General features: G+C 49.5%; 18 protein-coding genes and 2 pseudogenes. 2 read left to right on the forward strand and 18 right to left on the reverse strand.

Annotated features, from left to right (window positions below; translation table 11 throughout):
• Positions 1–4: 4 nt before the first annotated feature.
• On the reverse strand, positions 5–1,123 hold the full coding sequence (locus DWZ60_RS02920; protein ID WP_118595091.1) for a DUF362 domain-containing protein: 1,119 nt from the start codon (positions 1,121–1,123) through the stop codon (positions 5–7).
• Positions 1,124–1,369: 246 nt separating this feature from the next.
• On the opposite strand from DWZ60_RS02920, the gene DWZ60_RS02925 reads away from it, so the two are divergent.
• Together DWZ60_RS02925 and DWZ60_RS02930 are read left to right on the forward strand one after the other, a co-directional pair.
• Positions 1,370–2,722, forward strand: a complete 1,353-nt coding sequence (locus DWZ60_RS02925; protein WP_118595090.1) for a 5-bromo-4-chloroindolyl phosphate hydrolysis family protein — start codon at positions 1,370–1,372, stop codon at positions 2,720–2,722.
• Positions 2,723–2,795: 73 nt separating this feature from the next.
• Positions 2,796–3,942: pseudogene (locus DWZ60_RS02930) on the forward strand (toxic anion resistance protein).
• 80 nt (positions 3,943–4,022) lie between these two features.
• Here DWZ60_RS02930 and DWZ60_RS02935 read toward each other — a convergent pair.
• From DWZ60_RS02935 to lepA, 17 genes and pseudogenes are all read right to left on the reverse strand, one after another.
• Positions 4,023–4,535 (reverse strand): dihydrofolate reductase, encoded by a 513-nt coding sequence (locus tag DWZ60_RS02935; RefSeq protein ID WP_055218639.1) that lies wholly within the window; start codon positions 4,533–4,535, stop codon positions 4,023–4,025.
• Entirely contained in the window at positions 4,532–5,413 is an 882-nt protein-coding gene (gene larE, locus DWZ60_RS02940) for an ATP-dependent sacrificial sulfur transferase LarE (protein WP_330410110.1), read from the reverse strand. The genes DWZ60_RS02935 and larE overlap by 4 nt, the downstream gene beginning before the upstream one ends.
• 111 nt (positions 5,414–5,524) lie before the next feature.
• Positions 5,525–7,084, reverse strand: coding sequence for a L,D-transpeptidase family protein (locus DWZ60_RS02945; RefSeq protein WP_243038190.1), 1,560 nt, complete (start codon positions 7,082–7,084; stop codon positions 5,525–5,527).
• Positions 6,967–8,136, reverse strand: coding sequence for a hypothetical protein (locus tag DWZ60_RS17785; protein ID WP_243038188.1), 1,170 nt, complete (start codon positions 8,134–8,136; stop codon positions 6,967–6,969). Before DWZ60_RS17785 ends, DWZ60_RS02945 begins: the two co-directional genes overlap by 118 nt.
• A 191-nt stretch (positions 8,137–8,327) precedes the next feature.
• Entirely contained in the window at positions 8,328–9,428 is a 1,101-nt protein-coding gene (locus tag DWZ60_RS02950; protein ID WP_022462232.1) for an LCP family protein, read from the reverse strand.
• 128 nt (positions 9,429–9,556) lie between these two features.
• The gene (gene glf / locus DWZ60_RS02955) at positions 9,557–10,657 is read right to left on the reverse strand and encodes a UDP-galactopyranose mutase (protein ID WP_117801481.1); all 1,101 of its coding nucleotides are present in this window, start codon (positions 10,655–10,657) and stop codon (positions 9,557–9,559) included.
• Positions 10,658–10,669: 12 nt separating this feature from the next.
• Positions 10,670–10,942 (reverse strand): HPr family phosphocarrier protein, encoded by a 273-nt coding sequence (locus DWZ60_RS02960; protein WP_022462230.1) that lies wholly within the window; start codon positions 10,940–10,942, stop codon positions 10,670–10,672.
• Positions 10,943–10,953: 11 nt separating this feature from the next.
• Positions 10,954–12,270: a CdaR family protein gene (locus DWZ60_RS02965; protein ID WP_158576289.1), complete on the reverse strand. Its 1,317-nt coding sequence runs from the start codon at positions 12,268–12,270 to the stop codon at positions 10,954–10,956.
• A complete protein-coding gene (gene cdaA / locus DWZ60_RS02970; RefSeq protein WP_022462228.1) occupies positions 12,267–13,154 on the reverse strand; it encodes a diadenylate cyclase CdaA in 888 nt (295 codons plus the stop codon). Before cdaA ends, DWZ60_RS02965 begins: the two co-directional genes overlap by 4 nt.
• Before the next feature lie 56 nt (positions 13,155–13,210).
• Entirely contained in the window at positions 13,211–14,389 is a 1,179-nt protein-coding gene (locus DWZ60_RS02975) for a hypothetical protein (RefSeq protein WP_117761052.1), read from the reverse strand.
• Positions 14,386–14,619 (reverse strand): hypothetical protein, encoded by a 234-nt coding sequence (locus DWZ60_RS02980; protein ID WP_119188535.1) that lies wholly within the window; start codon positions 14,617–14,619, stop codon positions 14,386–14,388. The genes DWZ60_RS02975 and DWZ60_RS02980 overlap by 4 nt, the downstream gene beginning before the upstream one ends.
• Before the next feature lie 286 nt (positions 14,620–14,905).
• Entirely contained in the window at positions 14,906–15,625 is a 720-nt protein-coding gene (locus tag DWZ60_RS02985; RefSeq protein WP_158576291.1) for a ComF family protein, read from the reverse strand.
• 66 nt (positions 15,626–15,691) lie between these two features.
• Positions 15,692–17,947: an SF1B family DNA helicase RecD2 gene (gene recD2 / locus DWZ60_RS02990; RefSeq protein ID WP_119221222.1), complete on the reverse strand. Its 2,256-nt coding sequence runs from the start codon at positions 17,945–17,947 to the stop codon at positions 15,692–15,694.
• A gap of 6 nt (positions 17,948–17,953) precedes the next feature.
• Positions 17,954–18,952 (reverse strand): rod shape-determining protein, encoded by a 999-nt coding sequence (locus tag DWZ60_RS02995; protein WP_117761048.1) that lies wholly within the window; start codon positions 18,950–18,952, stop codon positions 17,954–17,956.
• A 168-nt stretch (positions 18,953–19,120) separates the two neighbouring features.
• Complete coding sequence (gene uvrA / locus DWZ60_RS03000) at positions 19,121–21,949, reverse strand: excinuclease ABC subunit UvrA (protein WP_117509506.1); 2,829 nt, start codon at positions 21,947–21,949, stop codon at positions 19,121–19,123.
• A gap of 124 nt (positions 21,950–22,073) precedes the next feature.
• Positions 22,074–23,205: pseudogene (hemW, locus tag DWZ60_RS03005) on the reverse strand (radical SAM family heme chaperone HemW).
• A gap of 88 nt (positions 23,206–23,293) precedes the next feature.
• Positions 23,294–25,108 (reverse strand): translation elongation factor 4, encoded by a 1,815-nt coding sequence (lepA, locus tag DWZ60_RS03010; RefSeq protein WP_022462217.1) that lies wholly within the window; start codon positions 25,106–25,108, stop codon positions 23,294–23,296.
• Positions 25,109–25,214 lie beyond the last annotated feature (106 nt).

A 25,214-nucleotide genomic window follows, 5' to 3' on the forward strand; every position in this document is an offset into this window, starting at 1 on the left:
GTTGCTATTTTTCTGCTTCTGTTTTTCGTCTAGTTGCAATGTACTGCTTCAAAAATTCATACATCTGCTCATCGGTCGGTGGGCAGCCTTTCAGATTGTATTTAAACCCTGAAGTACAACTTCCCACACCAAGCGCCCCGCTCTTTCCCCGGTATCCCTGCCCGATGCAGATTTTTTCGTGGAGTTCCGGTAGCAGTCCTTCCTCCCTCAGCCGTTCGAGCGCCGGGATCAGATAGCCGTAGCAGGCACTGCAGGACTCAACTTCCTCTACGGCATCCTGCAGTTCCACGATCTTCCGTTTTTCCGGAATCACTCTTTTTTCACCAATTTCGCCAATTTGGCGGTTTGAAAGCCGTGTGAGATCAGCGCTGCCCACGCCCAACTCTTCTGCCATTTTGACATACGGGACATCTTCTGGCTTATAATGCAGTTCCGCGCAGACATATGCATCGATCAACACCGGATCTAACCCAGCGAAAAGGCGATTCATAATAAACGGATTACCGCCATCCTCAAAGTCAAGGTCTCCGCAGATATTATCCACCAAAATAAAATCCTGATGAATCCCAAGCCCCAGATGCGCAATTGGCCGATGAAGTCCCATGGCATGAAAATGACGTTTTTCTTTATTCGGCAAGAGACCTTTCATATTTTTCAGTGCGCAGGTAATTTTAGTCTGGCAATGGCCTTTCATGACTGGGACATTGATCATAAAATCCACCTTTTTCGCACATTCGCAAATCTGAAGTTCCATATCACCACACTGCACCGGCATGCTTTTTTCCTTCTGCGCATCGATAAGCGGAACGCCGTACTGTTCCGAAAGCATACGGTATCCACAGACCTCAAACGATTCCTCCGTCTTATCTCCCACCCAGGAGCCTTCCATGATTTGAAGGTTAGTAAATCCGTTTTCCTGAAGATATTCGATGATCCCCGCAACCACCTCCGGATGTGTCGTCCCTCCAAACTCCGCCGGGACAGGTGCTACCAGATTTGGCTTAATACCGATGAGACTGACCTTCGAAGGAATGAGCGTAGCTAAGGCACATTTGTTCAAAAGCTGTTTTGTCATTTCTTTATATTCCATTCCCTGTATCTGGATAATTTCGTTTTTATTCATTTAGTATTGCGGCCCCTTTATTCTGATTTGATTTTTTCTGACATTCGATATTCTTTAGTATATAATAGTTACTGCTTTCTTTCAACTCATCCAAAAACAAAATCATTTCCTGTGAACTGTAACCATTCCCGTCAGCTCCAGCTTCATAGAAAATTAAGCACTGTATGCTTGTAAGATTTCCAATCGCATTGTATAATAAATGGAAAACGGTACACAGAAAAAGTACCTCATCAGAAAGGAACTGTCATGAGTTTTGAAGATGATTTAAAGGATGTCGGCGACAGTATTGGAAAGCTTGTGGATAACGCTGTAAATTCTCAGGATTTTCAGGAATTAAACCGGAAGATTTCAGACACCATCAACCAGTTTGTCTACCCAAACCGGAAGGGACCATTCCGTGCAAATGGCACACAGGAGCCGTCCCGCGGCTATTCCGCAGATACTTCCTACAGCAGCCAGCATTCTTCCCATAATAATACAGCGCAGCAGACCGGACCGCATCACTATTCCTACGGGCCGGGAGGCACGATGCCGGGTAAGAGCGCGAACCCGGTTCCCAAACCTTCCCATACCTGGCAGACCCCCCAGAATACGGAATGGAACAGCCGCATACAAGAACGCCGTGTACTGCGCGAGCGCTTTATGCCATCCACCGATCTTGCACTTGTCGGCGGATTTCAGACGGCCGCCGGCTGGGGTGTCACCGGACTGTTCGGCTGCTGCACAGCGCTTAGTCTCTATTCCTTATTTGCAGGTCCAGACAACAGCGCGCTGATTCCTTCTCTTATTTTTGCCGCATTTACCATCGGCGGCGGCATTCTTCTGAAAAAGGGAAGTAAAAACCGGCGTCTGGTCCGCCATTTCCGCCAGATCTGTACGCTGATCGGCACAAAGGAATATATTTCCACGAAAGAACTCTGCGACAGTATGCACTGTGAGAAAGGTGAGCTTCTGACCGATATTACGACCATGATTGATAAATCCATGCTGCGCCAGGGCCACCTCGACGAGAATGGTACCTGTCTGATGGTGACAAATGACTGCTACGACCAGTACCGCGCAATGCTCGCCAGCCAGAAGGAACAGCAGATTGCTGAGCAGAAAGCACGTGAACAGCTGGAGGCCTCCGGTGTAACGCCGGAATACCAGCAGATGCTGGAAGAATGTGAATCGTATATTCAGAAGATCCATCAGTGCAACCTGGATCTGCCGGGTGAAGTCATCACAGCCAAGCTGAGTCGTCTCGAAACGGTTGTTACCCGGATTCTCGAGGAGGCAAAAAAGCGCCCAAAAGAAGCCGCCGCCCTGCGGAAATTTATGGATTACTATATGCCGACAACCTGGAAGCTGCTCGACGCTTACCGTTCCTTTGAGAACGAACCAATTCAAAGCGACAATATCCTCCGAACCAAGAAGGAAATCGAGGACACACTGGATACCATCAATGCCGCATTCGAAAAGCTGCTTGATGATCTGTTCCAGACAACGGCATGGGATATTTCTTCTGATATCTCTGTTCTGCAGACGATGCTGGCGCAGGAGGGACTGACAAATCAGGCAGGTCCTTCAACGCAGGATATTGAGCCGCTTCACATGTAACTATTCAAAGCTATACAATTGAAATCAAATCACCGGTTACGTTTCCGTACCGAAGAAAAGGAGAATAGAAAACATGAATGATTTTGTAAAGGACACCACTGAAATTCCAAGCTTAAGTTTCGGCACTCCGGAGCCGGAACCGGAACTTCCGGTACAGCAGCCGGAAGAAAAGAAAGAGGTCATGGATGATTCTGTTCTGTCCGACGAACAGAAAGCCATGGTGGATGCCTTTGTTTCCCAGATTGATCTTGCCAATACAAACGGCATTCTGCAGTACGGTGCCGGTGCACAGAAGAAAATGGCAGACTTCTCCGAGAAAACGCTGGAGAACGTCAGAAGCAAAGATCTCGGGGAAATCGGCGATCTGCTCACCTCTGTTGTGACAGAGCTGAAAACGTTTGACGCAGAAGAAGAAAAGGGACCATTCTCTTTCTTTAAGAAAAGCACGAACAAAATCAATGCAATGAAAGCGAAGTATGACAAGGCAGAGGTGAATGTCAATAAAATCTGTGACGTGCTCGACGGCCACCAGCGGCAGCTTCTGAAAGACATTGCCATTCTGGATCAGATGTATGCACAGAACCTGAATTATTTTAAAGAGCTGACCATGTACATTCTCGCTGGAAAGAAAAAGCTGGAGCTGGTACGTTCCACAGAACTCCGTGATCTGCAGAATAAAGCGCAGATGACCGGAAAGGCCGAAGATGCACAGGCTGCCAAGGATCTCGAAGATCTCTGCAACCGATTTGAGAAGAAACTGTATGATCTGGAACTGACCCGTATGGTTTCGATCCAGACAGCGCCGCAGATCCGCATGATTCAGAACAGCGATTCTGTAATGGCCGAAAAGATCCAATCCACACTCGTCAACACCATTCCGCTCTGGAAAAACCAGATGATCATTGCACTCGGCGTTCATCACTCGACTGAGCTGCCAAAGCACAGCGCCAGGTTTCGGATATGACAAATGAGCTTCTGAAAAAGAATGCGGAGAATCTGAAGATGGCAACGATCGAGACTGCAAAAGAATCTGAGCGCGGTATCGTCGATATGGAAACCTAAAACAGACGAACCAGAGCCTGATCTCTACCCTCGATGAAGTGATGAAGATTCAGGAGGACGGCCGCCAGAAACGTGCCGCCGCTGAAGTTGAGCTGGTACAGCTCGAAAATGATATTAAGAAAAAAATGCTGGAGCTTTCTGCAGGCGGACAGCACTGATACTTTTTGTATCCTATATGAAAAAAACGGAGAAGCCGCTTTTTCTGTGGTTTCTCCGTTTTTTACGTCCTGTCTTACCCTTATCTCGGGCGTTCTGCCTTTTCATTCTTTCTTCGGTATTCCGTGAAATAAAATTCAATATCAAAGCAGGTCTGCTCATCACCCTCTTCTACCATCTCCCAATCCGGTGATTCGTCAAGATCCTCAAAGAAGGTATCCGCCTGATACGTCATGTCAATTCGTGTGACGTATGCCGTATCACAGTATGGGAGAAGCTGACGGTAAATTTCTCCGCCGCCCGCAACATAAATATCGTCGTCCTCATACGGCTTTAATACTTCCATCAGCTCTTTGATACTGTGGACAACGGTTGCGCCGCGGACAGTCCATTCCGGATCACGGCTTAAAATAATATTCGTTCTGCCTTTTAAGGGCTGCCCTGCCGGTAGTGTAGCAAGTGTCTTTCTTCCCATCACGACAACGTGTCCCATCGTAGTTTCACGGAAGAACCGCAGATCAGACGGAATACTTACCAGCAGCCGTCCCTGATATCCCAGACCCCATTTGCGGTCCGCACTTAAAATTGCTTTCATTTTGTTTCCTCTTTCTGTGTTATTTTCTCATCCATACTGCCGGAACGGAACCCTTCCAGATCCATCGTCAGGTAAGAAAAGCCGAGCTTTTTCAGATATGCAATCATTTCTTCTCTCTTCTCAAGCACTTCCCCCATACGCTCCGGTGAGATTTCAAGACGCACCACATCGCCATGTACACGCAGACGGAGATTCTCTTCCGCACCGAACAGCGTATGAAGCCATGCTTCGCCGTCCGCAATCCGATCCAGAACGTCATAGTTAATTTCTGCCCCGTAGGGAAGGCGTGTCGCCATACATGGAGTGGATGGACGGTGTGCTACGGAAACGCCGTACTTTGCAGCAAGTGCTTTTACCTCTGTTTTTGTCACATGACACGCTGCAAGCGGGCTGATGACACCATATTCTCTCAGCGCTTTTCGCCCCGGCCGGTAGACATGAAGGTCATCCTCATTTGTTCCGTCGAGTACCTGGGTGACACCGTGATCGCGGGCAAATTCCAGAAGTTTCCCAAATAGATAGTGCTTACAGAGATAGCAGCGGTTTTCCGGATTGTAACGGATTGCCTCCTGCTCCAGCTCATCAACAAAAAGGACCTCATGAACAGCGCCAACCTCCTTTGCTACTCTTGTCGCTGTCTCCAGGTCGCAGGGCGGATGCAGCCGTGTCTGAAAGGTTACTGCATAAACCTTTGTTCCATATTTTGCAGATGCATCCATGACAAGCTTCAGCAGCAGACTGCTGTCCACACCGCCGGAGAATGCCAGACAGAGATCCTGTTTTGCAATCTCGTCAAGTTGGGTAAGCAATGCCTTTTCCTTATTCTGCATATCTGTTTTCTGTTCTGTCCGGTTCTTTTTCTTTTCCTGTAATTCCATCGTATCTGTCTTCCTTTCCTGTAAAATGGCCGATGTCTTCTTATCAGAAAATCCATCGGCGGCACTGCTGCCCCGATGGATTTTCTCATACAGGTATTCCTGTTCTATTTTTTATCGATATGTCGGATCGCTTCCGAAAGCACCGCCTGTCCAGGTATAACGGGTCGGGTTTGTCAGCGGATAATCCAGATTGTCGCCAATGCGGACCGTTGTTCCGCTGCTGACGTTATCATAAATCCATTTTGCATCGATTGCAGTCAGTCTGACACAACCATGTGACATCGGTGATCCCAGGGAATTGAAGTCTACGGCAGAGATCATATTCAGATCCGGTGTGCTGCTTGCTACGCCATGGAAGTAAACAGCGTCATAAATCTGTGATACATATGGTGCCCAGCACACATAATCTTCACCTCTCATTTGCTTCTTTTTCAACTGCCAGCCGATTTTATATGTTCCTGCTGCAGTGTAACTGATTGGATTTCCTACGGAGCAGATCATTGATTTGATCGGGGTATCGTAAGAACCGGTTGCACTGTTATAGCCGTAAATGGTGACACGTCCGCGGGTTCTGTCTACTGTGATGTATTTGGATGACGGATTGAAGATGCTTGTCACATCCTCCATCAGAGAACCGTCTGCTTTGCGGTAACGGCGGTATTTTCCGATGTACTCCCATCCTTCCGTGATTCTGCGTCCGGAAGCATCGAATTTGTACTGTTTTCCATTGATCGTAGCTGTGCAGTTCTGATATCTTCCGCCCCAGCTGCGGAAATAATACTGAGAACCGTTCAGTGTCAGCCACTGATCATGGTACATGCCGCCCCAGCTCTTGAAGTAGTACCAGTTCTTATCATGAAGAATCCACTCGTCATGTGCCATGCCGCCCCAGCTCTTCATGTAATAATAGTTACCGTCATGGTAAACCCAGCCGGTCAGCATTTTTCCATCTTTATCCAGATAATAATAATTTTTATCATAGAGGAACCAGCCTTTTTGCGTCCGTTTGGTTCCATCTGCATTAAACCAGTACCAGGTATCGCCGGACTTGCCCCATTCGTTTTTATACATACCACCCCAGCTCTTGAAGTAGTATTTTCCATCGAGCCATTCATTGGCAAGCATGGTTCCATCGGATTTCAGATAATACTTATTTCCTTTGTAGGTCAGCCAGCCGCTGGTATATTTCTTTCCGTTTCCGTCAAAATAATACCATACATTGTTGACTTTTGCCCATGCGTTTTTGTAGGCCGCACCCCAGCTGCGGAAGTAATAGGTGTTATCCAGCCACTCATTAAAAGCCATTTTTCCATCGGCTTTCAGATAATAGCTGTTTCCATTGTAATCCAGCCAGGAATTCGTCAGCAGTTTTCCGCCGTCTGCCGTTGCCCAGTACCAGATCGTCTGAGTTGCGGTTTTAATTTTTTTCCAGCCAGTTGTGGTCGAAACGGTTCCGTCAGCTCCGACATAGTAATAATTGCCTTCATATTCAGCAACATCATTGACGCGCATACCGCCCCAGCTTCGGAAGAAGTACAAGGTTCCATTCAGATTCAGTGCATTGTCTTCCATATGGCCGTCTTCGTGGAGATAATATTTATTTCCATCGTAATTGAACCAGCCGATTCGTACGCCGCCCCAGCTTCGGAAGCTGTACCATTTTCCATCAATTTCAGCCCAGCCGGATTTATTTTTCTGATTGCCGGTCTCCATCTCGAGCTTCCGTCTTTCATGTCTCCGTTCGCATCAAAGGAACCTGGTTTCATATAGTAGGTTGCTGTATCTACCTTTTGCCAGCCGGAAAGGAGTTCTCCAGTTTCTGCATCTACCAGATACCAGGTAGAACCTACTGTCAGCCAGCTTACGGTACGGTCTTCCTGCTGATATACGGTGTGGTTTCCAAGAGATACGGTGCTGTCTGCATTCAGATAGTAGGTATGCGTTACCCCTTTTTCATCGACAACAGTCTGGAAACCTGCCTCTTTTACGCGGGTGCCGTCATCGCCAAACAGATATGTTTTATCTCCTACCTTCTGGGTCTTGCTCCAGATGGCATAGCCGTTTTCATCCGCATAGTAATCGTCTACGCTTCCATCATTAAATTCAAGTGTAACAAGTTCATTTCTTTTCAGTTCCGGTGCAAATACTTTTCCTTCACAGATACCCTGCTGCATCGAACCAAGTCCGTCTTTTGCAGGATCTTCCCCTTCTGTATCCAAGTAGTAGGTTCCGGTTTTTCCATCTTTATCCGTAAGTTCTACTTCACCGGTCAGCATGTAGCCGTTTTCATCAAACACATAACCGACACCGTCGATTTCTATTGGTCCGGTAGCAGCTACCACCTTATTATTCTCATCCAGAACTCCGTACTGAAACTGTTTCTTTCCATCTCTTTCAACGCTGTTCCAGCCTTCCTTCAGATTACTTACTTCCGGAGCCGGAGTTGCGCTCGGCGTCGGTGTCTCGGAAGGGGTCTCAGTTGGTGTTACGGTTGGTGTTGCGGTCGGTGCTTCGGTTGGAGCCGGAGTCTCACTCGGTGTAACCTCTGGGGTCTCAGTTGGCGCCGGAGTCGGAGTCGTTTCTTCGTCTTCGTCCTGAGCTACAGTATCACTTTCCGAATTTACCGGTAATGGACTGGTTTCTGTAGAAGCTGCATATGCACCGGCTGGTGTAACACTTACCATGACGCCAAGTACGGCTGCGGCCAGAAACTTTCTTTTCATTCTTATTCATCCTCCCATTTTTTTACTCTTATACAATTTATAGCTTACTACATTTTTCCATCTATTTCAAGTTATCCGCCGGTAAAATACCTTACAAATTTCTTATGGTTTTTTCCGGTTTTTCGGGCAGAAAAAACCTCCCGGCTCCGGTTTTCTTGCCGGATACAGGAGGTTTTTCATTTGTTTCTTTTTTATTCGTTTACGGTAGTAGATCCGTAGATTTCTGTCTGAAGTCTGGAAATGGTTGCCGAGAAATCCGGAACAAGCATCTCACCCTTGCTGGAGTACAGATCATCGTATGGTACACGGCTCTGTACAATCTCATAGGAGAGGATCGTCGGCAGCTCGCCGATCAGCGTCATCAGTGTAGACTGATCGATGTTATGGGTGACACTCGGAAGAATGGTATCTGCCAGCGCGCTCAGTTCTGTTACGCTGGAAGATTTCATCTCCTGCATCATTTTGCTTAATACCTCTCTCTGGCGCTCGGTTCTCTGATAATCCGAGTTTCCGACGTAACGAATTCGTGCATATGCAACCGCCTGATAACCGTCCACGTGCTGATCGCCGCTTGACGTATACTGATGTGCGGATGCATCTGCATTGCGAAGCTTGCACATTTCGTTGATATAGTTGTTTGCCACACGTACCTCATCATCACTCGGGGAAAGCTCGATTCCGCCGACGGCATCAATGATATCGATCATGGAATCAAAGTCAACGCTTGCGTAGTTATCAATCGGCAGCTTGTAGTTGTCTTCAATGGTACGGACAACCAGCGGGCCGCCGCCGTATGCGCAGGCTGCGTTCAGCTTCTTTACACCGACATCCGGAATATTTGCATACAGGTCACGCATAAAGGATGTCATGTGAATCTGCTTTGTATCTTTGTTGACGGATAACAGAATCATGGAATCTGAGTTTCCATACCACGTTTTGTCACGACGGTCAACACCGATCAGCAGAATGTTGTACACGTTATTGTTGTTTGGAAGTTCAATGTCCTGTGTCTCATTTAAAATCTCAGACTGCAGGGCATCCGTCTCCTCATCGGTCAGCCCGGTACTTTCGGTCTCAACCTCTGTGGATTTATTGATCGTGATTTTATCATCGCTTACGTAGTTACTCTTGCTGTAATAGTGATTGATTACAGCATAGACACCGACGAGCACAACCAGTACAACTACGAGAAGGATGGTGAGCACATTAACCCAGCCGAATTTCTTCTTTTTCTTTCCTGAGGAATGGCGTCTTTCCGGGATTTCATCCTCGTCATCATATTCTTTTCTCATAACGACCTCTTTCATTTTCTTATTTTCCGGTATTTTTCAGCCGGATATCGTTTATAATATAGTCAAAAAACGGGCTGCTGTCAAGTGTGCAGTCCGTTTTGATTGATTTCCGTTTGCAGTTCTTTTTCCTACCGCTGCATTTTCTCCCACTGGTTCAGTGCAGCCTCAATGACTTTGTCCATATCGTAATACTTGTATTCTCCAAGTCTTCCGCCAAAGATAACCTTCTCTTCTTTTTCCGCAAGTGCGGCATATTTCTGATAAAGTTCCTGGTTTCTGGCATCATTCACCGGGTAGTACGGCTCCATCCCCTCTTTCCAGTCGGTGGAATACTCTCTGGAAATGACGGTCTTTTTCTGGGTTCCGAATTCGAAATGCTTATGTTCGATCACACGCGTATACGGTGTCTCCCGATCGGTGTAGTTTACTACAGCCACGCCCTGATAATTGTCGGTATCCAGCACTTCTGTTTCAAAGCGCACCGTACGGTATTCCAGCTTGCCAAGTGCATAATCGTAAAACGCATCAATCGCTCCGGTGTAAATCACCGTCTCACCCATCGCCAGGTACTTTTCTTTATCTTCCAGAAAATCAACACCTGTCTGTACATCCGCTTTTTCAAAAAGCCGCTCTGTCAGAACGTTATAACCGCCAATCGGAATTCCCTGATAAAGGTCATTGAAATAGTTGTTGTCATACGTAAAGCGCACCGGAAGCCGTTTGATGATAAAGCTCGGCAGCTCACTGCAGTCTCTTCCCCACTGCTTTTCTGTATAACCCTTAACCAGCTTTTCATAAATATCTTTTCCAACCAGTTTGATCGCCTGCTCTTCCAGATTTTTCGGCTCTCCCGGAACAGCTTTTCTCTGCTCTTCGATGATTGTTTTCGCCTCTTCCGGTGTGCGGATTCCCCACATTTTACTGAAGGTATTCATATTGAACGGCATATTATAAATTTCGCCTTTGTAGTTGGCAATCGGCGAGTTTGTATAACGGTTGAATTCTGCCAGCGAATTGACAAACTGCCACACCTCTTTATTCGAAGTATGGAAAATATGCGCTCCATACTTGTGTACATGAATTCCCTCGATTTCTTCACAGTAAATATTTCCGCCTGTATGATCTCTTCGTTCCAGTACAAGACAGCTTTTCCCTGCCTGACCGGCAAGATAAGCAATCACTCCGGAATACAGACCGGCGCCAACCAGAACATAATCATATTTCTTCATTGTTCTTTCTCCTTACAGTTCTTCCCCAAGTCCCGTCCGGATGGAATTGACAAGGAACTGCAGAGCTTCCTCCTCGTCCTCTCCCTCGCAGAACAGCTCAATTTCGTCTCCGCATTTGACGCATGCGCCAAGGACGCTTAAGACGCTCTTTGCATTTGCTGTATTTCCATCTCCGTAGTGGAATGTAATAGATGATTTAAATTGCATTGCCTGTTTGCACAGGGTTCCGGCCGGGCGAAGATGAAGGCCGGTTGGATTTTTCACGGTCACTTTTCCGCTTACCATTGGTTTCCCTCCTAATTTGTTCCTGTCGTTTTATTTGCTACTGCTTTTTCTTTGATATGAATCGTTGTCTTGACACTGTCTACGAGCTCATAGCCATCCGGCAGTGTGATTTTTACCGGTACCTCGTAATCCCCGACACCCATTCCATTCAGATCTACGGATGCGTTGATCTGGGAAGTATCTAATTTGGCCAGATTTTTGTCCGATGCTTTAATGCGGATTGCAAGCTGTGTCTGATCATACAGAACGGTATAAGTGGACTGAAGATTGCTCGTCTCGATCTGATCGACATCAAGTTCAAATTCCCTGCTCTCATTCGGCATAACCGTTACGTGAACGGTAACGGATGCAGACGAACTGGAGGATACTTTCAGATCTGTCACATCGGCGAGAACATCGCTTAAGTCAACCGTCGTCTCCACATCGGAGCGTTGTCCTGCAACGGAGGTATAGTCTTCCGGAATTTCAATCGTATTGCCTTCATCCGCCAGCTTTGCAAGTGCCTCCTCGGATCCGGCAACGGTGATTTCCTCCGGTGTGGTATAGATATTTTTAATCTGATAGCCGTCTGCCGGAGTTCCGCTGTACAGTGCACTCAGCTTAATACCGGATACACGGCGCCACAGTTCAATATCCACATCCACCTGCGGGGAGCCGCTGTCGAAATTCAAAAATTCCATCTGGGATTCCGACATCTCATCCTGGTTTTTATCAATAATCATCAGATCCGCCGTGACGGTTCCGGAGTTCCGCATATTGGTTACATCTACTTTTGCCACCACACTGCTGATCTTATTGATCAGGGACGTCGGGCCGGAAATGGTGATGCTCTCCGGATCGGAAGTCATCGTTCCCACTTCGTAATCTTTTGCCGGTTTCGTATTTCCTGCGTCAATTGTGATCGGGAATTTTTCGCTGTCCACATCCTCGATTTCCACAGGGATCGTTGCTGTCACTGTGCTCAGTTTTTCCTGTTTTACCATGGAGCACGTTGCCTTAATCGGCACATAAACCGGGTTTGTATCCATCGTCACAATCTGGGTCAGATCGGCCGTGACGGTGATATCCGATGCTTTCAGCCGGCTGACAACCGAGTTGTTATCCGTGACAGTAACTGTGACCGTCTGGTATTCCTCCTCAATCTGGTATGTTTTCTTTCCGGCTGCGATGTAGGCTTCATTGGTCACCTGCACGGGGACATCAAAGCGCTCTTTCACAATCGGGTCATTCACACTGACCACAACGTACCAGATTACAATGGCAATCAGGATAGAAAGAATTTTCAAAGGGAGATTGTTCAGAAGCTTTTTCAGAATTTTCTTTTTCATTTCTTCTCTCCCTCCACTTTCTGACGCATTCCGCGGATATGCCATCCTTTCTTCTCTTCCGGTTTTTTCGCGAGCTTCTGGATTTTGTGAAGCTGGTCCCGAAGGTCGCTCGGTGTTACTGCCGTGTGGAGTTCTCCGCCGGAAGCATACGACACATTTCCGGTTTCCTCGGAGACAATAATCGTAAAGGAATCCGTCACCTCACTGATGCCGACACCTGCACGGTGGCGTGTTCCAAGATTCTTGTTCAGATCCATGTTGTCGGACAGCGGCAGGTAACATGTTGCTGCCGTGACACGGTTGTTCCGTACAATCACGGCTCCGTCGTGCAGCGGCGTATTGTGTTCGAAAATATTGATCAGCAGCTGGCTGGTCAGAACGCCGTCAATCGGGATTCCGGTCTTTTCATATTCCTCCAGGGTGATGGTCTTTTCGATGACGATCAGCGCTCCGGTCTTTACTTCTCCCATTTCAAAACTGGCCCTTACCAGTTCATTGATGGTTTTGTCACTGAACCGTTCATTTTCCTCCTGGCCGCTCGCAAAAGAAATGGCAGACAGCGGATTCTTTTCTCCAATCTGCTCGACCACTCTTCGAAGCTCCGGCTGAAAGATAATTACAACCGCTGTGATCGCCGCCCCGCCGATGTTTCCGAACAGCCACAGAATCGTCTGCATTTTCAGCACGTTTGCAATGATGACAAAGACACCAATCAGAAAAATACCTTTCATCAGCGTATAGGCCTTTGTATTCTGCAGCCAGCGGATCAGGTGATAGACGAAAAATGCAATGAGCAGAATCTGCACAATATCAATCAGTTCAATTTGTTTTGGCAGCCCGTAGTCTGCCGTTCTTGTGACAATCCAGTTCCACACGCCACGCACACTGTCACTTCCTTTCTTTTCCCACGGCCGGTTTTCTTCTGATTTTCAAAATTCTTTTAAAGATCCTTTAAGGTGTCCTCCAGCATGCTCTTATAATCCACATCCTGATAATCGCCCTCGTCCAGCGGCGGAATTTCTTCTTCCTGAATTTCTTCTGTTTCGTTTATTTCTTCTGTTTCGTTTATTTCTTCTATTTCTTCTTTTTCCTCGATCTCATCAAGATCCCTGCTGTTCCCGGATTCTTCTGTATGTCCAAGATTTGCCAGAGCATCGAGTTCCTCGTCTGTCAGATCCGGTTCTTTTTTCTTTTCATTCCGAATATAAGTCACACAGCGCTGTGCCTTTGTCACATTGAATTTTGGAACGGCTTTTACGTAGTAATAATAATCGTCGTCATCATATTCCAGGTATTCTGTCCGGGTGTAGTCTGCACCGAACAGGAAAAACTCCAGAACAAATCCAACCAGACAGCCGGCCGCCGCCCCGATCAGAACCATCGGGAGTGCAATCTGTACATCCAGTGCCAGGCTTCCGGCAATCATAATAACCGCATAGGCAACCGAACCTGCCACAATGGAAATCTGCCATGCATAGTCCGCACTGCTGTGGCGGATTGCATTGACAAGAAGTACGGTCAGTGCGCAGGCGATCAGAACCAGCAGCATTTCCTCATTGCGGAAGAGGCCGTTGAAAAATTCCTGTACGACTGCCGTGATCTCCGGTGCTTCCGCCGCATGAAGCAGCGGCTCCATTTTTCCGTGAATCATGTCGCACATATAGTAGACAACGACACCGCAGGCTGCTGAAAATGCAGAGAGCGGCGTGCCGGCAAGACCATAGGCAACCGGAACAGCAGATGGCACGTGAAGCCAGAATGCGAGCGGTGTCAAAAGGAGTGCCGGCGCATCCTTCGGCACAAAGCGAAGATATAGAAACCAGAGCACCAGCAGAACCAGCGCCGCAAGACCCGCGATTACCATGTGAAGTGCAAAGCAGTGGCCGATGATCACCAGCATTGCAAGGAAAACCATTCCATTCAATGGCAGGATGGCGCAGATCAGTGACAGAATCAATACCACATACATGCTGTCCAGCATCTTCAGATAGCCGAGATTGGAATTAATACCACGAAATACAGCAAGAGCGAGCAGAAATTTCACAATCGGAAGTACGATTCCGCTGCAGGAGCCGTAAAACTCTTTTAATTTTTCTTTCAGTTCAATCAATACTGTCATGTTTCCTTCCTCCTGCGCCCGGATTTCTTCCCGCTTTTTTCCTGTTCCTCATACATGTTCTGCAGGTCATCCAGCTCTTTTCCATACCATTTCAGCTTTTTCTGTGCTCCCTGGTAACGGATCGTGCTGATCACATACACGGCAATGGAATAGACTGCCAGAAAACACAGATAGGACGCGATCAGACACCCTGCTGCAAACTGCAGGTCGATTGTGTCTATCTCGTCCACCAACCATTCAATATGATATAAGACTGCAACCGCAAGTACCAGAATGTATCCGATGGAAGCCAGAAAAAAATTTTTCAGAAGCTCTTTTCCGATGTAATCACTCCGAAAATAGCGGCCGATTCGTAAGGCATTTTTTTCTTCTTTTTTTCGAAAAAAGCCAGTTTTGTCATCTGACGAATCCTTTTTTCGTCCAACATGCCTCTTGGTCTCCTCTTCCCGTTCTAAATTATGTTTATTTTACCATATGTTTCCGATATTGGAAAGCTATTCTCAAAATATTCACACACTATTTTACAATTGCCGCACAAACAAAATCCACCTGTTCTGCTCCATTCACTTTCAACAGTGACGCAATGGCATCAACCGTGCTTCCCGTTGTGAAAATGTCATCTACCAGAAGAATCCGGCAGTATTTCATCTGTCCCGGCTTTGCCAATGCAAAAGCTCCCTCCAGGTTTTTCCGCCGCTCGGCGGGACTAAGCTCTTTCTGGCGTTTTGTTTTTTTCACACGGCGGATCAGGCGGGCATTCATGGGAAGTTCCATTTCTTCTGCCAGCTTTTCTGCAAATACCTCCGCCTGATTGTAGCCGCGCTGCCGCTGTCTCGCCGGATGAAGCGGCACCGGAACGAGCACCTCCGGATTTCTTCTCTGGATCTGCTTTCCCACATAGAAAAACGCCGCGTGAGCATAAAATCCGGCGTATTCCTGCCGTTCATGATATTTGAACCGCATCAGGGAAGCCTCAAGTTCCCCGTGGTAACCGTACGGCGCAAAACCGCGGTCGAAGCTGTGCCTCGTTCTGCTGCAGTCCCGGCAGAACTCTTCCTCACTGCCCACGGGTTTCCCGCATTTTTTGCACCGCGCGCCCAGAATCGGATGGATCTTTTCCACACAATTCCGGCATAGATACGGCTCCTCACGTGACAGCAGTCCGTCACAGATGGGACATCGTCTCGGATAAACTGCGTTTAAAAGCCAGTTTCCTGTTTTATTTTTTTCTTTCATGTAACCTGCGCTTTCCCTTATCCACTCTGCCGGATGCAGCCGCATCCATGCCCCGGAAAAACGTGTTTACGCGTTTTCTTCCCGCATTTCCCAGATTCTTCTGGCGAGCGTTGTATACCGGTTCGCCTCGATATGATTTCCGATCATTGCCTGGAATGTCACATCACTTCCAACGATGGTGACGCACTTTCTGGCTCTCGTCACGGCCGTATACAAAAGATTCCGCGTCATCAGCATGCGCGGGCCGCCGAGCAGCGGAATCACAACCGCCGGGTACTCGCTTCCCTGCGCTTTATGTATCGTTGTGGCGTAGGCGAGCTCCAGCTCGTCCGCCTGTTTGAACGTATAGTCTGCGAATTTTCCTTCCTCAAACTCCACAGTGATCACCTCGGTATACGGGTTGATGCTCCGGATCATGCCGAGGTCTCCGTTGAATACACCCATACCGCGCTCCGCCACGATTCCGTTGATGCCGCGGATTTCCCACTCCATCTGGTAATTGTTGCGGATCTGCATGACCTTGTCGCCCTCGCGGAGGATATTACCTCCATTTTCCCGCTCGGCTTTGTCCGGTGCGGGCGGGTTCAGGTATTTCTGCAGAATCTGATTCAGATTTTCCACGCCGAGTGCACCTTTCCGCATCGGAGTCAGAATCTGGATATCCTGCGGGCGGGCATCCACATAACGCGGCAGTTTCTGGGACACCAGCGTCACCAGCACTTTCCAGATCACGTTGACATCGTACCGTTTCAAAAAGAAGAAATCTTTGCTCTTATTGTCCAGTATAACCTCTTCCCCATTATGGATCTTATGTGCATTGACAACAATATCGCTCTGGGATGCCTGCCGGAAAATGTGCGTCAGGCAGACAATCGGAAAGCATTCCGAACGGATCAGATCCCGGAGGACACTGCCCGGGCCGACACTTGGAAGCTGGTTCTGGTCTCCCACCAGAATCAGCCTTGTTCCCGGCACAATCGCGGAAAGAAGGGCATGCATCAGGTGGATATCAACCATCGACATCTCATCAATGATGATGACATCCGCGTCGAGCGGATTATCTGCGTTCCGCTCAAAATGCACATTTGCCGAGGAGTCATCCACATTTCCCGTCAGTTCCAGAAGACGATGGATCGTGCATGCCTCACAGCCAGTTGCCTCTGTCATTCGTTTCGCCGCTCTTCCGGTCGGCGCTGCCAGGAAAATGTCGAGGCCTTCTGCCTCAAAATAATGGATCATCGCATTGATGGTCGTCGTTTTTCCGGTTCCGGGACCTCCGGTCAGGATCATAAGACCGCTGTATGCCGCCTCAACGACTGCCGTCTTCTGCATCTCATCCAGCTCGATCTGATATTTTTTCTCGATCTTTCCGATCCGCTTTTCGATTGCCTCACGGTCTTCCTCGCATGTAATATTCAGCTCATGCAGCATGCGCGCCGTACTCAGTTCCAGATAATAATACTGGCTGGCGTACACAATCCGCAGCGGCTCATCCCCTTCCCGTTCGGCCGGGAGCTCGCGGATGACCGTTTTTTTGTCGATTGCCATATCCTGCAGAGATTTCTGCATCCGCTCCGGTTCTACGCCGAGAAGTTCCTGCCCTCTCCGAAGCAGCACCGGTTCCGGCAGATAGACATGGCCTTCTGCCGTCGCCTGATTCAGCACATACGAAAGACCGCTCTTGATGCGGAATTCGCTGTCCACGGCAATCCCGATTTTTCCGGCAATCTCATCCGCCGTCCGAAATCCCACGCCTGCGATATCTTCCGCCATTTTATACGGGTTTTCCTTTAAAATCCGGTACACATTGTCCCCGTACTGCTGATAAATCTTTGCACCGAGATTCAGTGCAATGCCATATCCCGAGAGGAAAATCATCGCATTCTGCATTTCGGCTTTTTCTGCCACCTGCTGTGCAATTTCACGCGCTTTCCGCTCGCTGATTCCCTTTACCTCCGCGAGGCGCTCCGGCTCTTCCTCGATGATCCGAAGCGTATCGTCACCGAAGCGGCGCACAATTCTTGCCGCCAGCGCCGCACCGACTCCTTTGATCGCACCGGAACCGAGATACCGCTCCAATGCAACAGAATCCTGTGGAACTTTCGTCTCATAGGATTCAATGCGGAACTGCTTTCCATAGGCAGCATGTTCAATATAATCTCCGGAAGCCTCGATCAGCTCGCCCTCTCCGATCATCGGAAGCGTGCCGACGCATGTCAGCTCGCGCCCCTTCATGCTCAGATTCAGGACGGTATAGCCGTTCTCCTCATTTCGGAAAATAATGTGTTCTACGTAGCCTTCTACTTTTTCTTTTTCACTCATCTTTTATCAAAACTGGCTTTCAAATTCATTCATCACTTCGCGGTACTGGCCGGTTCCAAGCGCAACGACGCTCGCCGGATTTTCTGCTGTCACGGTATTGATGCCGGTCCGCTCCTGGATCAGCTCGTCCATTCCGGCAAGGAGACTGCCGCCTCCGGTCAGGATAATGCCGCGGTCGGAAACATCGGATGCCAGTTCCGGCGGCGTTTTTTCCAGTACGGCACAGATCGCGTCCGCAATCTGGTTTGTCGTCTGGGCAAGGGCACCTCGGATTTCGTCGGAGGAAACCGTAATCGTCGCCGGAAGTCCGGTGATGACGTTTCTTCCCTTGATCTCCATCGTTTTCTCCTCGGCCCGCGGATAAGCGGAACCAATCCGGATTTTCACTGCCTCTGCGGTCTGTTCTCCGATAAATACGTTGTATGTTTTCCGTACATAGCGGATGATATCCTGGTCAAATGTCTCACTGGAAATCTTGACCGAATTGGAAACAACGGTTCCCGCAAGCGAGATCACAGCGATATCCGTCGTGCCTCCGCCGATGTCCACGATCATATTTCCGCATGGTTTCGTAATGTCAATTCCGGATCCGATTGCCGCTGCCACCGGCTCCGGCACGATCAGCACTTCCCGGGCTCCCGCCTGGTACGTTGCCTCCTCCACAGCCTTCCGCTCTACTTCCGTCACACCGGACGGCACACAGATGCTGATTCTCGGTTTCCGGAATGCTCTTCTTCCCATTGCCTTCTGGATAAAGTAGCGCAGCATGCGCTCGGTGATCAGAAAGTCCGTGATCACGCCCTGCCGCATGGGCCGGACCGCCATAATATTGCCCGGTGTCCGTCCAATCATCTGACGCGCTTCTTCTCCAATTGCCCGTACTTTATCTGCATCTTTATCATACGCAACTACGGACGGCTCCTTTAATACAATGCCTTTTCCCTTGGCATAGACCAGGATGCTGGACGTCCCCAGATCAATTCCGATATCGGTCGTTGCAGCCATAGTAATCCCCTTTCCTGTTCTCTTTTATTTTTCTTTATTTTAATCTGTTTGAAATTTGTATAGAATAAGTTCGGGTTCAAAACACCCGAAACACAAAAGGATCGAATGTGTTCTGAACCCAACCCGCTTCTTATTATATACAATCCCTTTTAAAATGGAAAGGATTTTTTAGAGATATTTTTCGACATATTTTCCGGTGTAGGATACCGGGCTCTTGGCCACTTCCTCCGGCGTTCCGCACGCAATCACGGTTCCGCCGCCGTCTCCGCCCTCCGGTCCGATATCAATAATATAGTCCGCCGTCTTGATGACATCCAGATTGTGTTCGATAACAACGACGGTATTTCCGCCCTCGGACAGGCGGTGCAGAATCTCCACCAGTTTGTGGACATCCGCAAAATGAAGTCCCGTCGTCGGCTCGTCGAGAATGTAGATCGTTTTTCCCGTGCCGCGGCGGCTCAGCTCTGCTGCGAGCTTGATACGCTGCGCTTCTCCGCCGGACAGCGTGGTGGACGGCTGGCCGAGGCGGATGTAGGAAAGGCCGACATCGTACAGGGTCTGTAATTTCCGGAAAATCGACGGTACCGGCCTGAAGAATTCCAGTGCCTCCTCGACCGTCATATTCAGCACATCGTAGATGCTCTTTCCTTTGTATTTGACTTCCAGTGTCTCACGGTTGTACCGTTTTCCATGGCAGACCTCACACGGCACATAGACATCCGGCAGGAAGTGCATTTCGATCTTCAGGATACCGTCGCCGCCGCAGGCCTCGCATCGGCCGCCCTTCACATTAAAGCTGAATCTTCCCTTCTTGTAGCCGCGCGCCTTGGCATCCTGCGTTGCCGCAAACAGGTCGCGGATCTGATCAAACAAACCTGTGTACGTTGCCGGATTGGAACGCGGTGTTCTTCCGATCGGGGACTGGTCGATGTCGATGACCTTATCGAGCTGTTCCATACCGATGATGTCTTTGTGTGCACCCGGAATCGTCCGCGCACGGTTCAGATCTCTTGCCAGCCGTTTGTACAGAATTTCATTGACAAGGGAACTCTTTCCCGATCCGGAGACTCCGGTCACGCAGGTCATGACACCGAGCGGGAAATTCACGTTGATATTTTTCAGATTGTGCTCTTTTGCTCCGACTACCTTCAGCCAGCCCGTCGGCTTTCTGCGCTCAGACGGAACCGGAATTTTCAGCTCTCCGCTTAAGTATTTTCCGGTGATGGAATTCGGATTTTTCATCAGATCTTCCGCCGTTCCGATCGCCACCAGCTCTCCGCCGTGCTCACCGGCTCCCGGGCCGATATCGACAACGCAGTCAGCGGCGCGCATCGTATCCTCGTCGTGCTCCACGACGATCAGGCTGTTTCCGAGGTCACGCAGATGTTTCAGCGTCGCGAGAAGTTTGTCGTTGTCTCTCTGGTGAAGACCGATGCTCGGCTCGTCGAGAATATAGGCGACACCGACAAGGCCGGAGCCGATCTGCGTTGCCAGACGGATTCTCTGCGCCTCACCGCCGGACAGCGATGCCGTTCCACGCGCCAGGGTCAGATAGTTTAATCCGACATCCGCAAGGAAGCTCACACGCGCACGGATCTCTTTTAAAATCTGCTTTCCGATCAGCAGCTGCTGTTCGGAGAGTTCGAGGTTCTGCATAAACTTCTGCAGATTGTCGATGGAAAGGGATGTTACTTCAAAAATATTTTTATCTCCGACCGTCACACCAAGCGACGTCGGTTTCAGACGCTGGCCATGGCACGCCTGGCACGGGGTCACACGCATGAAGGTTTCGTATTCCTGTTTTGTAGAATCCGATCCGGTCTCACGGTAGCGGCGCTCTACATTTTTGATCAGCCCCTCAAAAGCCACATCGTACACACCGACGCCGCGCTGACCGCGGTAATGCACCTTGACGGATTTTCCGTTCGTTCCGTAAATCAGGATATCGTGGATTTTTTTCGGATATTCACAGAACGGAGTGGAAAGGGAAAAATCGTACTCCTCTGCGAGCGCATCGAGAATGGCTCTCGTATAGCTCGATTTGTCCGTGCAGGACTGCCAGCCGAGCACGGTGATGGCTCCGTCTGCGATGGATACGGTCTTGTCCGGAATCATCAGATCCTCGTCGAACTCCATCTTGTAGCCAAGGCCGGCACAGCTCGGGCAGGCGCCGAACGGGTTGTTGAAGGAAAAGCTTCTCGGCTCAATCTCCTCCATGCTGATGCCGCAGTCCGGGCAGGAAAAGCTCTGGCTGAAGTTGAGCTGATTTCCGTCCATCGTGTCGACCACCAGAAGGCCGTCCGCCAGATCCAGTACGTTCTCGACGGAATCCGTCAGACGTTTCTCAATGTCCGGTTTGACTACAAGACGGTCCACAATAATGGAAATGTTGTGTTTCAGGTTCTTATCCAGCGTAATCTCCTCGGACAGCTCATACTGGCTGCCGTCGATCATCACGCGGACATAGCCGCTGCGTTTTGCCTGTTCGAGCACCTTTTCGTGTCTTCCCTTGCGGCCGCGCACAACCGGCGCGAGAAGCTGGATTTTCGTCCGCTCCGGGAGTGCCATGATCTGATCGACCATCTGGTCCACCGACTGGCGGCTGATGACTTTTCCGCACTTCGGGCAGTGCGGAATACCGATTCTCGCGTACAGAAGACGGAAGTAATCGTAAATCTCCGTCACGGTTCCGACGGTGGAACGCGGGTTCCGGTTCGTCGATTTCTGATCGATCGAAATAGCAGGCGGCAGGCCTTCGATGCTGTCCACATTCGGTTTTTCCATCTGTCCTAAGAACTGGCGCGCGTAGGAGGAAAGGCTCTCCATGTACCGCCGCTGGCCCTCCGCATAGATCGTGTCAAACGCAAGCGAACTCTTTCCTGAACCGCTGAGGCCCGTAAATACAACAAACTGGTTTCTGGGGATATCGACATTCAGTGCTTTCAGGTTGTTCTCCCTGGCTCCCCGTATTCTGATAAACTCTTTTTTCTCTGCCATAACTGTTCCTCTTATTAATTGGAATCCCTGTCCGGACAGGGACAGGAATCTTGTCTCGTTTTCTCCCATTATAGCACACCGCCGTGCGTTATGCAAACATTTGTTCTATTTCTTTATCATCTTTTTACAGCAGAAAATCTGCCAGAATCACATTGCTGACGGAAATCCCATCGCGTGTCAGAGCCAGGCGCCCGCTGTGTTCCTGTAAAAGATGCATCGCTTCGTATTTCTTCAGAACCCCGCCGTATACGGCATGGATCTCCTTTCCAAACTTCTCCTCAAACTCCGCCGTCGAGATCCCTTGTGTCATTCGAGGCCGAGAAACATAAATTCTTCCATGGCATCCTGCCGGGAAAGAATTTCCTCATCCTCACGGATCTTTTCCAGTGCTCCGCACGCTTTCAGATACAAAGATCGATCTGCCGTGTTCGTCCACCGGCGGTTTCCGAATAACGATGCCGCGGAAGGCCCGAACCCCAGATAATCCGTCCTTTTCCAGTAGCCGATATTGTGGCGGCATGCGAAGCCCGGCTTTGCATAATTGGAAATCTCATACTGGAAAAAGCCGTATTCTGCGAGGATTTCCGCCGTTCTGGCATACATTTCGCGTTCTGTGTCCTCATCCGGCAGATCCAGTTTCTGCTCCGCAAACGGGGTTCCCGGCTCCACGATCAGGCTGTAGGCGGAAATGTGCTCCGGAGAAAGCTCCGCGATCGTCCGAAGACTCTCTTCCCATTTCTCTTCACTCTGCTCCGGCAGACCTGACATCAGATCCACGTTGATATTCGCAAACCCGGCATCCCGTGCCAGTGCAAAACTCTCCTGAAATTCCGCAAACGTGTGGATTCTTCCCAGCCGTTTCAGCTCCTCATCGTGAACCGACTGACAGCCGATACTGATCCGGTTGAAGCCGCTCTTCCTGTAACATTTCAGTTTTTCCGCATCCAGCTTCCCGGATTGGCCTCCAGCGTAATCTCAGCATCCTCTGAAAAAACGTACTTGCTCCGCAGTTTTTCCATCACACGGGCGAGCATTCCGGCATCCACTGCGGATGGTGTTCCGCCGCCGAAAAAGACGGAAATCACTTCACTTTCTGCCGTCTCTTCCGCTGCATCGATTTCTGCCAGCAGAGCCTCTTCATACTCCTTCTGCATTGCTTTCGTGCCCGGTCCCGAGACAAAATCACAGTAGGCGCATTTCCGGATGCAGAACGGGATATGCACATAGAGTTCCAGTGGTTTTCTTTTTTTATTCATTCTGCTTTTCCTCCGTACGATCGAAAGACCGGCCCCTGCGCTCCCGCAACAGCAGGCGGCGCCGACAGGCCGGTCTCATTTTTATTTCTTAATTTTCATCCAGTTTCAGCACGCTCATAAAGGCTTTCTGCGGAATCTCCACGTTTCCTACCTGGCGCATCCGCTTCTTACCTTCCTTCTGCTTCTCCAGCAGCTTCTTCTTTCGGGAAATATCGCCGCCGTAGCACTTGGCGAGGACGTCTTTGCGCATCGCGCGGACGGTTTCTCTGGCGATAATCTTCGATCCGACAGCCGCCTGGATCGGGATTTCGAAGAGCTGCCGCGGAATCTCTTCTTTGAGCTTCTCGCACATCTTTCTTCCGCGCTCGTAGGCAGATCCCTCGAATACAATGAAGGACAGCGCATCCACTTCTTCTTTATTGACGAGGATATCGAGTTTTACAAGCTCGCTTCTCTCATAGCCGAGCAGCTCGTAGTCGAATGACGCGTAACCTTTGGAGCGGGATTTTAAGGCATCAAAGAAATCGTAGATAATCTCATTCAGCGGGAGATGGTAATGAAGCATCGCACGCGTCGTCTCCATGTATTCCATTCCCTGATACTGGCCTCGTCTCTGCTGGCAGAGCTCCATGATCGGTCCGATGTAGTCGGTCGTCACCATAATCTCTGCTTTTACCAGCGGCTCTTCCATATAATCAATCTCGGACGGGTCCGGCAGATTCGACGGGTTGGTCAGGTCAATGACGGTTCCGTCGGTTTTGTGAACCTTATAGATAACGCTCGGTGCGGTCGTCACGAGATCCAGATTGTACTCACGCTCCAGGCGCTCCTGAATAATTTCCAGGTGAAGCAGTCCAAGGAAACCGCAGCGGAAGCCAAAGCCCAGTGCTGCCGATGTCTCCGGCTCGTAGAAGAGGGATGCATCGTTTAACTGCAGTTTTTCCAGCGCGTCGCGCAGATCGCCGTACTGTGCGCCGTCGGCCGGGTACATGCCGCAGTATACCATCGGGTTGACTTTTTTGTAGCCCGGCAGTGCTTCTGCACACGGACGGTCGGCATCGGTCACGGTATCACCCACGCGGGTGTCGCGCACGTTTTTGATGCTGGCGGTGATATAGCCTACCATTCCGGCGGAGAGCTCGTCGCACGGGATCAGACGGCCTGCGCCGAAGTAGCCGACCTCGACAACTTCCTCGACAGCGCCTGTCGCCATCATGCGGATTCTCGTTCCTTTTTTCACGCTTCCTTCCATCACACGGCAGGAAATGATGACGCCGCGGTATGCATCGTAGACGGAGTCGAAAATCAGTGCTTTTAACGGTTCCGTCGGATCACCTTCCGGTGCCGGAATTTTCTGTACGATCTGTTCGAGCACCTCGTCCACGTTCAGGCCGGTTTTTGCGGAAATCCGCGGAGCATCCTGCGCTTCCAGTCCGATGACATCCTCGATCTCTGCAATTACACGGTCCGGCTCGGCGCTTGGAAGGTCTACTTTGTTGATGACCGGGAACACATCCAGGTCATGGTCAAGGGCGAGGTAGACGTTGGCAAGGGTCTGCGCCTCGATACCCTGCGATGCATCGACAACGAGCAGTGCGCCGTCGCATGCGGCAAGGCTTCGGGAAACCTCATAGTTGAAGTCAACATGGCCCGGGGTGTCAATCATGTTTAAAATGTACTCCTCGCCGTCGGCCGCTTTGTATACGGTACGGACTGCCTGTGCCTTGATCGTGATGCCGCGCTCACGCTCCAGATCCATATTGTCCAGCACCTGATCCTGCATCTCACGCTCGGTCAAAAGGCCTGTTTTCTGAATAATACGGTCCGCAAGGGTTGATTTTCCATGGTCGATATGGGCAATAATACAAAAATTACGAATTTTACTCTGATCTATTCCTGACAAGTTTTTTCCTCCTGCTTTTTCCCTACGATACCAGATTGCTCCATATTTCGTACTCCCGCAATCTGTCTATTTTGTATGATACGAAATTCCACTCAAAAAAGCAAGA

Origin of the sequence: Blautia sp. AF34-10, from assembly GCF_003477865.1 — a bacterium.
GTDB lineage: Bacteria > Bacillota > Clostridia > Lachnospirales > Lachnospiraceae > Fusicatenibacter > Fusicatenibacter saccharivorans.

Bases quoted from the DNA above. Each gene is read 5' to 3' on its own strand.
- uvrA (WP_117509506.1), bottom strand. From the start codon at position 21,949: ATGGCAGAGAAAAAAGAGTTTATCAGAATACGGGGAGCCAGGGAGAAC.
- DWZ60_RS02975 (WP_117761052.1), bottom strand. From the start codon at position 14,389: ATGACAGTATTGATTGAACTGAAAGAAAAATTAAAAGAGTTTTACGGC.
- glf (WP_117801481.1), bottom strand. From the start codon at position 10,657: ATGAAGAAATATGATTATGTTCTGGTTGGCGCCGGTCTGTATTCCGGA.
- DWZ60_RS17785 (WP_243038188.1), bottom strand. From the start codon at position 8,136: ATGAAAAGAAAGTTTCTGGCCGCAGCCGTACTTGGCGTCATGGTAAGT.
- DWZ60_RS02965 (WP_158576289.1), bottom strand. From the start codon at position 12,270: ATGAAAAAGAAAATTCTGAAAAAGCTTCTGAACAATCTCCCTTTGAAA.
- DWZ60_RS02995 (WP_117761048.1), bottom strand. From the start codon at position 18,952: ATGGCTGCAACGACCGATATCGGAATTGATCTGGGGACGTCCAGCATC.
- DWZ60_RS02920 (WP_118595091.1), bottom strand. From the start codon at position 1,123: ATGAATAAAAACGAAATTATCCAGATACAGGGAATGGAATATAAAGAA.
- larE (WP_330410110.1), bottom strand. From the start codon at position 5,413: ATGGAATTACAGGAAAAGAAAAAGAACCGGACAGAACAGAAAACAGAT.
- DWZ60_RS02985 (WP_158576291.1), bottom strand. From the start codon at position 15,625: ATGAAAGAAAAAAATAAAACAGGAAACTGGCTTTTAAACGCAGTTTAT.
- DWZ60_RS02950 (WP_022462232.1), bottom strand. From the start codon at position 9,428: ATGAGAAAAGAATATGATGACGAGGATGAAATCCCGGAAAGACGCCAT.
- DWZ60_RS02960 (WP_022462230.1), bottom strand. From the start codon at position 10,942: ATGGTAAGCGGAAAAGTGACCGTGAAAAATCCAACCGGCCTTCATCTT.
- DWZ60_RS02935 (WP_055218639.1), bottom strand. From the start codon at position 4,535: ATGAAAGCAATTTTAAGTGCGGACCGCAAATGGGGTCTGGGATATCAG.
- DWZ60_RS02925 (WP_118595090.1), top strand. From the start codon at position 1,370: ATGAGTTTTGAAGATGATTTAAAGGATGTCGGCGACAGTATTGGAAAG.
- recD2 (WP_119221222.1), bottom strand. From the start codon at position 17,947: ATGAGTGAAAAAGAAAAAGTAGAAGGCTACGTAGAACACATTATTTTC.